General features: G+C 70.6%; 7 protein-coding genes. 6 read left to right on the top strand and 1 reads right to left on the bottom strand.

From position 1 onward, the window contains the following. The first annotated feature begins 54 nt into the window (after positions 1 to 54). On the top strand, positions 55 to 2,079 hold the full coding sequence (locus tag ABT367_RS04140; RefSeq protein WP_434975394.1) for a M4 family metallopeptidase: 2,025 nt from the start codon (positions 55 to 57) through the stop codon (positions 2,077 to 2,079). Between the two features lie 189 nt (positions 2,080 to 2,268). Next, the gene (locus ABT367_RS04135) at positions 2,269 to 3,060 is read left to right on the top strand and encodes a hypothetical protein (protein WP_352249354.1); all 792 of its coding nucleotides are present in this window, start codon (positions 2,269 to 2,271) and stop codon (positions 3,058 to 3,060) included. A gap of 241 nt (positions 3,061 to 3,301) precedes the next feature. Here the strand turns inward: ABT367_RS04135 and glgP are convergent, their stop codons facing one another. Beyond that, complete coding sequence (gene glgP / locus ABT367_RS04130; RefSeq protein ID WP_352249352.1) at positions 3,302 to 5,914, bottom strand: alpha-glucan family phosphorylase; 2,613 nt, start codon at positions 5,912 to 5,914, stop codon at positions 3,302 to 3,304. Between the two features lie 353 nt (positions 5,915 to 6,267). Here glgP and ABT367_RS04125 point away from each other — a divergent pair, with 353 nt between their 5' ends. The 4 genes from ABT367_RS04125 (at position 6,268) to ABT367_RS04110 (ending at position 13,027) form a co-directional block, all read left to right on the top strand. Beyond that, complete coding sequence (locus ABT367_RS04125; protein ID WP_352249349.1) at positions 6,268 to 7,470, top strand: S8 family peptidase; 1,203 nt, start codon at positions 6,268 to 6,270, stop codon at positions 7,468 to 7,470. Positions 7,471 to 7,750: 280 nt separating this feature from the next. After that, a complete protein-coding gene (locus ABT367_RS04120) occupies positions 7,751 to 9,775 on the top strand; it encodes an alpha-1,4-glucan--maltose-1-phosphate maltosyltransferase (protein WP_352249442.1) in 2,025 nt (674 codons plus the stop codon). A 19-nt stretch (positions 9,776 to 9,794) separates the two neighbouring features. Next, complete coding sequence (gene treS, locus ABT367_RS04115) at positions 9,795 to 11,495, top strand: maltose alpha-D-glucosyltransferase (RefSeq protein ID WP_352249347.1); 1,701 nt, start codon at positions 9,795 to 9,797, stop codon at positions 11,493 to 11,495. A 122-nt stretch (positions 11,496 to 11,617) separates the two neighbouring features. Beyond that, entirely contained in the window at positions 11,618 to 13,027 is a 1,410-nt protein-coding gene (locus tag ABT367_RS04110; RefSeq protein ID WP_352249345.1) for a maltokinase N-terminal cap-like domain-containing protein, read from the top strand.

The following is a 13,027-nucleotide window of genomic DNA, read 5'->3' as shown; positions in this document are numbered from 1 at the left end:
GGCCACCCCGCCGTCCGGTGGTCCGGCCGTGACCACGGCCCGCAGAAGGAGTCAGTGTTGAGACCCACCTCCCACACCACCCGTCGTCGTGCGACCGCCGTCGGCGCCCTGCTCTCCGCCGCCGCGCTGCTCACCGTCGGCATCCAGTCCGGCGCCGCCAGCGCCGACGCCCCGGCCGCCCCCGTCGCCGGGAAGGCCGATCCGGGCGCCCTGCCCGCGAAGCTGTCGCCCGCCCAGCGCGCCGAGCTGCTTCGCGAGGCGAACGCGACCAAGGCCGAGACCGCGAAGGACCTCGGGCTCGGCGCCAAGGAGAAGCTGGTCGTCCGTGATGTCGTCCAGGACCGGGACGGCACCACGCACACCCGCTACGAGCGCACGTACGACGGACTGCCCGTGCTCGGCGGCGACTTGGTGGTCGCCGCGAAGTCGGGCGAGACCGAGGCCGTGACCAAGGCGTCGAACGCGAAGCTGACCGGCGTGGACACCACCGCCGAGGTCGCCGCGTCCGCCGCCGAGGAGCAGGCGGTGGACGCCGCGCAGGCGGAGGGGTCGAAGAAGACCGCCGCCGAGCGGGCGCCGCGCAAGGTCATCTGGATGGCGAAGGGCTCCCCCACCCTCGCGTACGAGACCGTGGTCGGCGGGCTCCAGCACGACGGGACGCCCAACGAGCTGCACGTCGTCACGGACGCGGCGAGCGGCGAGAAGCTGTACGAGTGGCAGGCCGTGCAGAACGAGGGCACGGGCAACACCCAGTACGGCGGCCAAGTCCCCCTGGGCACCTCGCAGTCGGGCAGCAACTACACGCTCAACGACGCGGCACGCGGCAGCCACAAGACGTACAACCTCAACCGCGGCACCTCCGGCACCGGCACCCTCTTCTCGGGCCCGGACGACGTCTGGGGCGACGGCACCCCGCAGAACCTGGAGACCGCCGGCGCCGACGCGCACTACGGCGCCGCGCTGACCTGGGACTACTACAAGAACGTGCACGGCCGCAGCGGTATACGCGGCGACGGTGTGGCGGCCTACTCGCGGGTCCACTACGGCAACGCCTACGTCAACGCGTTCTGGCAGGACAGCTGCTTCTGCATGACGTACGGCGACGGCACCGCCAACGCCAAGCCGCTCACCTCGATCGACGTGGCCGCGCACGAGATGACGCACGGTGTCACCTCCAACACCGCGGGCCTGGTCTACAGCGGGGAGTCCGGCGGGCTCAACGAGGCGACCAGCGACATCATGGCGGCGGCCGTGGAGTTCAACGCCAACAACGCCACGGACAAGGGCGATTACCTCGTCGGCGAGAAGATCGACATCCGGGGCAACGGAACACCGCTGCGCTACATGGACAAGCCCAGCAAGGACGGCTCGTCCAAGGACGCCTGGTATTCGGGCATCGGCTCGATCGACGTGCACTACTCCTCGGGTCCGGCCAACCACTTCTTCTACCTCCTGTCCGAGGGCAGCGGCGCGAAGACGGTCAACGGCGTCAGCTACGACTCGCCGACCTCCGACGGGCTTCCGGTCACCGGCATCGGCCGCGAGAAGGCCGCGCTGATCTGGTACAAGGCGCTGACCACCAAGTTCGGCTCGAACACCAACTACGCGGGGGCGCGCACCGGCACGCTCGCGGTCGCGGGTGAGCTGTACGGGACGTCCAGCGCCGAGTACAAGGCGGTGCAGGACGCGTGGGCCGGGGTCAACGTGGGCGCCCGCTCCGGCGGCGGTGGCGGCGGCACCTCGTACGAGAGCACGACGGTCGTGGCCATCCCGGACAACGGCGCGGCCGTGACCTCCTCGATCGCCGTGGACAAGACCGGCCAGGCGCCGGCCGCTCTCCAGGTCGCCGTGAACATCACGCACACCTGGCGCGGTGACCTCGTGGTGGACCTGGTGGCGCCCGACGGCACGGTCTACAACCTGAAGCCGTTCAGCTCCTCGGACTCCGCGGACAACGTCATCGCGACGTACAGCGTGAACGCCTCGTCCGAAGTGGCCGCCGGCACCTGGAAGTTGCGGGTGCAGGACAAGGCGGCGCAGGACACAGGGAAGATCAACGGCTGGAAGCTGACGTTCTAGTCGCCGATGCCGGCTGACACCCGAGTCGCCGTCACCGGCTGACGTTCCGGCCGCTGTCGGCGGCGGCCGGATCCGGGGCCCCGGGCACTCCTCTCACGGAGGCCCGGGGCCTCCCATGTGCGCCAACTGTCGTACGCCTCACAGTGATCGCCACGGGCACGTGCATCGCCCGTCGTGCACCATGCAGGGATGACCTCCTCCGAGACCGAGACCGAGACCGAGCCCCGGACCGAGACCTGGACCGAGACCCCCCTCACGCTCCCCGCCCACGTCACCGGCTACCCGGGCGTCGCCTTCGGCGGCTACGTCGCGGGTCTGCTCGCCGCGCGGACCGGTGCCGAGCAGGTGCGGGTGGACTTCCGGGCCGCCGTGCCCGTGGCGACCGGGGTCGGGCTCGCGGACGGGCCGGACGGCGCGGCGGAGATACGGGACCGTACGGGCGCGCTCCTGGCGGCGGCGGCCCCCGCCGAGCTCACCCTCGAGGCGCCCGAGCCGCCCTCCTGGGCCGAGGCGGAGGCGGGCGCCGCGCAACAGCTCCGCTCGCTGCGCCGCAACCCTCCCCCGATCGCCGACTGTTACGGATGCAGTCCGGATGTCCCACCCGGACGGGGCCTGAAGCTGCTGCCGGGACGCGTCGAGGCCCGCCCCGAGCTGCTCGCCGGCGCGTGGGTGCCCGACCGGGAACTGGCGGGCCCCGACGGCACGCTCCCGCCCGAGATCGTCTGGGCCGCGCTCGACTGCCCCGGCGGCTGGACGGGCATACGGATCGGGCGGATGCCGGAGGGCGGGGTGACGGCACGCCTCACGGGCACGCAGCTGCTTCCCGTACGCGCGGCAGAGCGCCACGTCTCGTACGCCTGGCTGCTGCACCGCGAAGGCCGCAAGACCACCGTCGGTGTGGCGCTCGCGACGGCGGAGGGTGAACTGTGCGCGCTGGGCGAGGCGTTGTGGATCACTCCGAAGGAGCCGGCTACGGACTGAGGGTGCATACGGCACCCATGTGCACCGGGTAGCGGACGCGACGCTTCGCGCAACGGACGAAATCCGGCCAACCGGCGACCAGGCGTACTGGCATGGACCCGTCACCGCTGCCACGCTGCCAACGCGCGCAGCAGCCAAGCACCCGCAGCGTCGCACTTCCCCGAAGCCCGGGCGGTCCCCCATGCCGCCCGGGCTTCATCGAACGGTCGCCGGGCGGCGCCTCCGCCACCCGGCTCATTCCTCAGCGCATCAGCACCCCCGCCCCCTCCCCCGTCAGCTCCGACGGCAGCGCCACGAGTCCGAGTTCACGGGCCGAGGCGAGCAGGCGGTGGGAGGGCAGGATGCGGACGGTGTAGCCGAAGGGCCCGGTGCGGTCGAGGGCGAGTGGGCCCTCGTAGATCCAGCGGCCCTCCAGGTCGGGGCCTCCCGCCGGCTTCAACGGGGTCGCGACCGCATCCGTGAGGGTGTCGTCCGAGTCGACGCGGCCCGTGACGGACTGGACCTCGACGTCGTCCGGCTGGAGTTCGCCGAGCTGGACGCGGACGCGCAGTGCGACGGTCGCGCCGAGTTCAGCCGTCGAGCCGACCGTCGCGGCCTCGACATGATCGACCGCGACATGGGGCCAGGCCGAACGGATCCGGCCTTTCCACACGGCGAGTTCGCGCGCGGCCGCGAAGTCCAGGCCCCGCTGGGACTGGGCCGCGGGCGCGTACAGCTTCACCACGTAGTCGCGCACCATGCGCCCGGCGAGCACCCGCGGGCCGAGCGAGGTGAGCGTACGGCGGACCATCTCGATCCAGCGGTCGGGCAGCCCCTCGGGCCCGCGCTCGTAGAAGCGGGGCGCGATCCGCTGCTCCAGCAGGTCGTACAGCGCACCCGCTTCGAGCGCGTCACGCCGGTCGTCGTCGGTGGCCGCGCCGTCCGCGGTCGGGATGGCCCAGCCGAAGTCCGGCTCGTACCATTCGTCCCACCAGCCGTCCAGGACGGACAGGTTGAGGCAGCCGTTGAGCGCCGCCTTCATCCCGCTCGTGCCACAGGCCTCCAGCGGGCGAAGGGGGTTGTTCAGCCAGACGTCGCAGCCCGGGTAGAGCTTCTGCGCCATCGCCATGCCGTAGTCGGGCAGGAAGACGATCCGGTGCCGTACGCGGGGGTCGTCGGCGAACCGGACCAGCTCCTGGATCAGCCGCTTGCCGCCGTCGTCCGCCGGATGCGCCTTGCCCGCCACGACGATCTGGATCGGCCGCTCGGGGTGCGTGAGCAGGTCCATCAGACGGTCGCGGTCGCGGAGCATCAGCGTCAGGCGCTTGTACGAGGGGACGCGGCGCGCGAAGCCGATGGTGAGGACGTCGGGGTCCAACACCTGGTCGATCCAGCCGAGTTCGGCGGTCCCGGCACCCCGCTGACGCCAGGCGGCCCGCAGCCGGGCGCGGACCTCGTCCACCAGATGCGAGCGCAGCACCCGCCGCAGCTCCCAGATCTTGTCGTCCGGGATGTCGGCCACCGCGTCCCAGCGCTCCGAACCGCCCACCGTGAACGCGTCCTCCGTGCGCTGCGCCCCGATCTGCTGCGCACCGAGCCGGAACACCTCGGGTGCCACCCAGGTCGGCGCGTGCACCCCGTTGGTCACCGAGGTGATCGGCACCTCCTCGGGGTCGAACCCCGGCCAGAGCCCCGAGAACATCTCCCGGCTGACCTTGCCGTGCAGCGTGGAGACCCCGTTGGCGCGGGCCGCGAGCCGCAGGCCCATGACGGCCATGTTGAACAGGTTGGGCTCCCCGCCGGGGTACGTCTCCATGCCGAGGCTGAGGATCTGCTGCACATCGATGCCGGGCAGCTCGGCCTGCGGCCCGAAGTGCTGGGCGACCAGCTCCCGGTCGAAGCGGTCGATGCCGGCCGGTACGGGCGTGTGGGTGGTGAACACGGTGCCGGCGCGTACGGCTTCGAGTGCCGCGTCGAAGTCGAGGCCCTGCTCGGCCAGTTCGGCGATCCGCTCCAGACCGAGGAAGCCCGCGTGCCCCTCGTTGGTGTGGAACACCTCGGGCTCGGCATGACCGGTCAACCGGCAGTACGTGCGTACGGCCCGCACCCCGCCGATCCCGAGCAGCATCTCCTGGAGCAGCCGGTGCTCGCTGCCGCCGCCGTAGAGCCGGTCGGTGACATCGCGCTCACCCAGATCGTTCTCCTCGACATCGGAGTCGAGGAGCAGCAGCGGTACGCGGCCGACCTGGGCCTGCCAGATGTGGGCCCGCAACTGCCGGCCGTGCGGCAGGGCGAGCGCCACCTGACTCGGTGTGCCGTCGGGCTCCTTGAGCAGGGTGAGCGGCAGCTCGTTGGGGTCGAGCACAGGGTAGTGCTCCTGCTGCCAGCCGTCGCGCGACAGCGACTGCCGGAAGTAGCCGTGCCGGTACAGGAGCCCGACGCCGATCAGCGGGACGCCGAGATCGCTCGCGGCCTTGAGGTGGTCGCCGGCGAGGATGCCGAGGCCGCCCGAGTACTGCGGCAGTGCGGCCGTGATCCCGAACTCCGGTGAGAAATAGGCGATCCCGGCCGGCAGCCCCGCCTCGGACTGCCCCTGGTACCAGCGCTCCCCGCCCACGTACTCCCGCAGGTCGTCGGCGGCCAGCCGCAGCCGCTCCAGAAAGCCCTCGTCGGCGGCGAGCTCGTCGAGCCGCGACGGGGGCACCGTGCCGAGCAGCTGCACCGGGTCGCCGTCCCACCGCCCGGGGTCGACGGACTCGAAGAGTTCTCTGGTGCCGGCGTGCCAGGACCAGCGCAGATTGCGGGCGAGTTCGGTGAGCGGACGGAGCGGTTCGGGCAGTACGGGACGCACGGTGAATCGACGAATAGCCTTCACGGTTCCACCTTCGCAGGGGCATGCGTGCTTCAGGGGACCTACGCCCTCGTACGTCCCCGCCGTCCCTCACGACGGTAGTGGCGGCGCGCCCTGTGAGCTACGGCGCGCGGGGCGCGACGGGTGCAGCACCGGCCGCGTTCCGAACATGTCCGGAATACAACGCAACCCATCCACATTGTTTACATCTCACACACGGCCGATATGGCCGATTCCGCCCACAGGTACGGGTTGTTCCACTCCACAGCAAGCGGGAGGCTGCCAGCAAGTCGCCGGGTCCTGAACGGGGAGCGGGCTGTCGACCAGGCTCGCAACTCCTCCTGCGCGACGCCGAGTCGAGGAGGGGAACCATCGGCATGGACATAGGGAACAAGCGCTTGCGCTGGGTGGCAGGCCTGACCGCCGCCGCCACCGCCGTGGTGGTTTCGGCCATCACCGCGCCCGCGCAGGCCGCCCCGCAGGAGGGGCGGATACTCGGTGCCGGGCAGGCCGGCGCCATCGGCAACAGCTATATCGTCACGCTCGACGGCGACACCGACTCCGGCTCCAGGGCCGGCAAGGGTCTCGCCGAGAAGTACGGGGCGAAAATCAGCCACACCTACGATGAAGCGCTCAACGGGTACGCGGTGAAGCTGAGTGCCGCACAGGCCAAGAAGTTCGCGGCCGATCCGCAGGTGGTGGCCGTGGCCCAGGACACCGAGGTGACCACGCAGCACACGCAGCCCGACCCGCCGTCCTGGGGCCTCGACCGGGTCGACCAGACGGATCTGCCGCTCGACGCCTCGTACACCTGGCCGGAATCCGCGGGCGCCGGCGTGAAGGTGTACGTGCTCGACACCGGCGTGCGCATCTCGCACGAGGACTTCGGCGGACGGGCGCACAACGGCTGGGACTTCATCGACGACGACCCCGTAGCCGAGGACGGTTTCGGGCACGGCACTCATGTGGCCGGGACGATCGCCGGTGAGAAGCACGGCGTCGCCAAGCAGGCCGAGATCGTGGCGGTGCGGGTGCTCGACGACGAGGGCGGGGGCACCACGGCCGGCATCCTCGCGGGCATCGACTGGGTGGTGCAGAACGCCGAGGGCCCCGCGGTCGTCAACATGAGCCTGGGCGGCCGGGCCGACCCCGTGCTCGACGCCGCCGTGCAGACGGCGATCGCGGCCGGGATCACCTTCACCGTCGCGGCGGGCAACGAGGCGCAGCCCGCCTCGCTCGTCTCCCCGGCCCGGGTACCGGAGGCGATCACGGTCGGCTCGACCGAGGCGGACGACACCCGCTCGGCGTTCTCCAACTGGGGGCCGTCCGTGGACCTGTTCGCACCCGGCGGCGAGATCACCTCGCTGTCCCACACGAGCGACACGGCCGTGGCCACCGAGTCCGGTACGTCGATGGCGGCGCCGCACGCGGCGGGCGCGGCCGCGCTGTACCTGGCCGACCACCAAGGCGCACCCCCGGCCGAGGTGAGCCAGGCGCTGCAGCAGAAGGCGGCGCAGGGCAAGGTCACCGGCGAGCTCCCAGGGTCACCGAACCTTTTGCTCCAGGTCAACAACCCGTAAAGCAACGCCAGTTACGACGGTCTGTCCCGCGATCCGGTGGGGCAGGCCGTCTTGCGTTCACGCCACAAGTCGACTTGTGTGCGCAACGGGGTACTCGATTGCCCGTACGCCCCCGGTCGAACTGTCTGCACTCATACGCGCCAGTAGTTAACAAAGCCCCGGATTGCCCACCCCATACGCGTGGAAGGCTCCCCCGGTACCAGCCCGTACCGGCTCCTCGCAGCACCTCCGCCGCCCGACCACCCCACCCCCAGGTGATGTCGTGAACTCAAGCGTGAGCATGCCCACCGGAACCCCCGGAACGTCCGGACCCCCCGGCCCACCCGGACCCCCGGGGACCATCGGACGCATCCCCGTCCTGGACGTCCAGCCCCTGGTCGACTGCGGCCGGCGCCCCGCCAAATCCGTGGCGGGCGAGACCTTCCAGGTCAGCGCCACCGTCTTCCGCGAGGGCCATGACGCCGTGGCCGCCAATGTGGTCCTCGTGGACCCGGACGGCCGGGAAGGCCCCTGGACCCCGATGCGCGAACTGGCCCCCGGCACCGACCGCTGGGGCGCCGAGGTCACCGCGGACCGCGAGGGCACCTGGACGTACCGGGTGGAGGCCTGGGGCGATCCAGTCTCGACCTGGCGGCACCACGCGGGCATCAAGATTCCGGCCGGGATCGACACGGAACTCGTCCTGGAGGAGGGCGCGTTGCTCCATGAGCGCGCGGCCGACGCCATACCCAAGCCCCTCAAGGACACCGTCCTCGAGGCGGCCGACGCCCTGCGCGACACCCGGCGCCCGCCGAGCGCCCGGCTCGCGGCGGCGCTGACCCCGCAGGTCAGCGAGGCGCTCGCCGGCCGACCGCTGCGGGAGTTCGTCAGCGCGTCCGCCGACCTGCCCCTCCTCGTGGAGCGCCCGCGGGCCCTCTTCGGCTCGTGGTACGAGTTCTTCCCGCGCTCCGAGGGCGTCCGCGAGAACCCGGACGGCACCTACACCGGCGGCACCTTCGCCACCGCCGCCGAGCGGCTGCCCGCGATCGCCGCGATGGGTTTCGACGTGGTCTATCTGCCGCCGGTACACCCCATCGGCACCACCTTCCGCAAGGGCCGCAACAACACCCTCTCGCCCGAGCCGGACGACGTGGGCGTCCCGTGGGCGATCGGCTCGCCCGACGGCGGCCACGACGCGATCCATCCGGATCTCGGCACGATCGAGGACTTCGACGCCTTCGTCGACAGGGCCCGCGAGCTGCGGCTCGAGATCGCCCTCGACTTCGCGCTCCAGTGCTCCCCCGACCACCCCTGGGTCGACAAGCATCCGGACTGGTTCCACCACCGTTCGGACGGCACGATCGCGTACGCCGAGAATCCGCCGAAGAAGTACCAGGACATCTATCCGATCGCCTTCGACAAGGACATGCCCGGTCTCGTCAAGGAGACGCTGCGCATCCTGCGGCACTGGATGGACCACGGTGTACGGATCTTCCGCGTCGACAATCCGCATACGAAGCCGGTGGTGTTCTGGGAGCAGGTGCTCGGCGAGATCCGGCGCACCGACCCCGATGTGATCTTCCTGGCCGAGGCGTTCACCCGGCCCGCGATGATGCGCACCCTGGCCGCGATCGGCTTCCAGCAGTCGTACACCTACTTCACCTGGCGTAATGAGAAGCGCGAACTCGCCGAGTACGCCCAGGAGTTGGCACGCGAGACGGCGCACTACATGCGCCCGAACTTCTTCGTGAACACGCCGGACATCCTGCACGCGTATCTGCAGGAGGGCGGCCGCCCCGCCTTCGAGACGCGGGCCGTGCTCGCCGCCACCCTGTCCCCCACCTGGGGCGTCTACAGCGGCTATGAGCTGTGCGAAAACGTTCCGGTGCGGCCGGGCAGCGAGGAGTATCTGCACTCCGAGAAGTACCAGCTCAAACCGCGCGACTGGACGGCGGCCGAGCGCGAGGGACGGACCATCGCGCCCCTCATCACCCGCCTCAACAGCATCCGCCGCACCAGCCCGGCCCTGCGCCAGCTGCGGCGGATCCACTTCCACGACGTGGACAACGACCAGATCCTCGCGTACTCGAAAACCCATGGCCCGAACACGGTTGTGGTGGTCGTGAACCTGGACCCGCACCACACCCAGGAGGCCACCGTCTCGTTGGACATGCCGCAACTGGGCCTCGACTGGCACGAGTTCACCGAAGTACGCGATGAACTGACCGGCGAGGTCTACCACTGGGGCAGGGCCAACTACGTGCGTCTGGAGCCGGGCCGATCGCCCGCTCACATCCTCACCGTCCTGCGACCGTCCTCCCCGTGAATCGGAGGGTCACCCACACATGATCGTCAATGAGCCCGTCCCGGACACCTTCGAGGACACCCCTGCGAGGGACCGGGACCCCGACTGGTTCAAGCGCGCCGTCTTCTACGAGGTACTCGTCAGGTCCTTCCAGGACAGCAACGGCGACGGCATCGGCGACCTCAAGGGCATCACCGCCAAGCTGGACTACCTCCAGTGGCTCGGCGTGGACTGCCTCTGGCTGCCGCCGTTCTTCGCCTCGCCGCTGCGCGACGGCGGCTACGACGTCTCCGACTACACCGCCGTCCTGCCGGACTTCGGGGATCTCGCGGACTTCGTCGAGTTCGTGGACGCCGCCCACCAGCGCGGCATGCGCGTGATCATCGACTTCGTCATGAACCACACGAGCGACCAGCATCCGTGGTTCCAGGAGTCGCGCTCCAACCCCGATGGGCCGTACGGCGATTACTACGTCTGGGCGGACGACGACAAGCAGTACCAGGACGCGAGGATCATCTTCGTCGACACCGAGACCTCCAACTGGACCTTCGACCCGGTCCGCAAGCAGTACTTCTGGCACCGCTTCTTCTCCCACCAGCCGGACCTCAACTTCGAGAACCCTGCGGTCCAGGAGGAGATCGTCTCCGCGCTGAGGTTCTGGCTGGACCTCGGCATCGACGGCTTCCGGCTCGACGCGGTGCCCTATCTGTTCGCGGAGGAGGGCACCAACTGCGAGAACCTGCCGCGTACGCACGAGCTGCTCAAACGGGTCCGCAAGGAGATCGACGCGCACTACCCGGACACCGTGCTGCTCGCCGAGGCGAACCAGTGGCCCGAGGACGTCGTCGACTACTTCGGCTCCTTCGAGGAGGGCGGCGACGAATGCCATATGGCCTTCCACTTCCCGGTGATGCCGCGGATCTTCATGGCCGTACGGCGTGAGTCGCGCTATCCGGTCTCGGAGATCCTCGCCAAGACCCCGGCGATCCCGGCCGGCTGCCAGTGGGGCATCTTCCTGCGCAACCACGACGAGCTCACGCTCGAGATGGTCACGGACGAAGAGCGCGACTACATGTACGCGGAGTACGCCAAGGACCCGCGGATGCGCGCCAACATCGGCATCCGGCGGCGGCTCGCGCCCCTCCTGGACAACGACCGCAACCAGATCGAGCTGTTCACCGCCCTGCTCCTGTCGCTGCCGGGGTCGCCGATCCTGTACTACGGCGACGAGATCGGGATGGGCGACAACATCTGGCTCGGCGACCGGGACGCCGTACGCACGCCGATGCAGTGGACCCCGGACCGCAACGCGGGCTTCTCGTCCTGCGATCCGGGCCGGCTCTTCCTGCCCACGATCATGGACCCGGTCTACGGCTACCAGGTGACGAACGTCGAGGCCTCCATGTCCTCGCCGTCCTCGCTCCTGCACTGGACGCGCCGGATGATCGAGATCCGTAAGCAGAACCCGGCGTTCGGCCTCGGCTCGTACACCGAACTGCCCTCGTCCAACCCGGCCGTGCTGGCCTTCCTGCGCGAGCACGGCGACGATCTCGTCCTGTGCGTGCACAATTTCTCGCGCTTCCCGCAGCCCACCGAGCTCGACCTGCAGGCCTTCAACGGGCGGCATCCCGTGGAGCTGATCGGTGGCGTGCGCTTCCCCGCGATCGGTGAGCTGCCGTATCTGCTCACCCTTGCGGGGCACGGGTTCTACTGGTTCCGGCTGCGGACCGATCCCGCGTAGTTTGGGTGTCCGGGACGGGTTTGGCATCGCCCGTCCCGGTCACCGGGAAACGGTGGCCTCCCGGTCCGCGAGGCCGTCTCCAGGCACAGCTCCCCCACCCGTACGGGGAAAGGAAGCACGCCATGTCGGAAGCCGTCATCCGCCCGGCCGCCGGGTACGAGAGCGCCCGGACCGATCTGCTCGCCTCGCTCGATCCCCTGCTGCGCGCCTGGCTGCCGCGGCAGCGCTGGTTCGCGGGCAAGGGGCGGCCGGTCACGGGGTTCTCGCTGGTGGCGTCGACCGAACTCCTGCCCTCCGGTCTGCTGCATCTGCTCGTACGGGCGCAGCAGCCGACCGTGCCCGCACAAGGAGAGTCCACCCCGGGGCCCGGCGACTGCTATCAGCTGCTGCTCGGGATCCGCCGCACACTGCCACCGCATCTCGCCCCGGCCCTGATCGGCCACCCCGAGCACGGGCCGCTCGCCGGGTACGCGGTGTACGAGGGGCTGCACGACCCGCGGGTCGCCACGCTGCTCCTCGAACGGTTACGGACACCCGGCCGCAGCGGAGTCCTCCGGTTCGAGCAGGCACCCGGCGTCGCGATACCGGAGGGCCTGGCGCCCCGGATGCTCGGCACCGAGCAGTCCAACTCCTCGCTGGTATACGGCGAAAGGTTCATCCTGAAGCTCCTGCGCCGGGTGGTCCCCGGCGTCAACCCCGACCTGGAACTCCCCCTGCTGCTGGCCCGCGAAGGCTGCTCCCGGGTGCCGGCGCCGGCCGCCTGGTGCACCGCGGAGCTCGAAGGCACGGAGCCGCTGACGCTCGGGGTGCTCCAGCCGTTTCTCGCCGGGGCCGAGGACGGCTGGGAGCTGGCGTTGCGGACCCTGGCCAAGGGCGACGACTTCCGTACGGAAGCGCATGCGCTCGGCCGGGCGACCGCGGAGGTGCACGCGGCGCTCGCGAGCGCCGCGCCGACGGTCTCGCTCGGTCCCCCGCAGCGGGCGCAGATCGCGGACGCGATGCTGGAACGGCTGCGGGCCACGGCCCAGGACGTACCGATGCTGCGGCCCTACGTCTCCTCGCTCGGGACCGCGTTCGAGGAACTGCGGGAACTCCCGGACACCGACGACCTGTTCGCCCAGCGGGTGCACGGCGATCTGCATCTCGGCCAGTGCCTGCGGACGGCCGACGGCTCCTGGAACCTGATCGATTTCGAGGGCGAACCGGCCCGGCCGCTGGCCGAGCGGCGCAAACCCCAGCCCGCGGTGCGGGATGTGGCGGGCATGCTGCGGTCCTTCGACTACGCGGCGCGCTCGCACCAGCCCTGGGCCCCCGGCTGGGCCGAGGACTGCCGTGCGGCGTACTGCGCCGGGTACGCGGCCGGCGGGGGCGGCGATCCGTACGCGTATCCCGCCCTCCTCCGCGCCTTCGAGACCGACAAGGCCGTGTACGAGCTCCTGTACGAAGCCCGCCACCGGCCCGACTGGCTGCCGGTCCCGATGGCGGCGATCCGACGGCTGGCGGATACGTCCGTCGGCCCGCCCCACCGCTGA

The organism is Streptomyces mesophilus (assembly GCF_040300965.1).
Taxonomy (GTDB): Bacteria; Actinomycetota; Actinomycetes; order Streptomycetales; family Streptomycetaceae; genus Streptomyces; species Streptomyces mesophilus_A.
This window is presented reverse-complemented; position numbering and strand designations above follow the sequence as displayed.

What these genes read in the sequence shown, in the direction of transcription:
- ABT367_RS04125 (WP_352249349.1), top strand. Translation starts at nt 6,268, where the DNA reads ATGGACATAGGGAACAAGCGCTTGCGCTGGGTGGCAGGCCTGACCGCC.
- ABT367_RS04120 (WP_352249442.1), top strand. Translation starts at nt 7,751, where the DNA reads ATGCCCACCGGAACCCCCGGAACGTCCGGACCCCCCGGCCCACCCGGA.
- ABT367_RS04110 (WP_352249345.1), top strand. Translation starts at nt 11,618, where the DNA reads ATGTCGGAAGCCGTCATCCGCCCGGCCGCCGGGTACGAGAGCGCCCGG.
- treS (WP_352249347.1), top strand. Translation starts at nt 9,795, where the DNA reads ATGATCGTCAATGAGCCCGTCCCGGACACCTTCGAGGACACCCCTGCG.
- ABT367_RS04135 (WP_352249354.1), top strand. Translation starts at nt 2,269, where the DNA reads ATGACCTCCTCCGAGACCGAGACCGAGACCGAGCCCCGGACCGAGACC.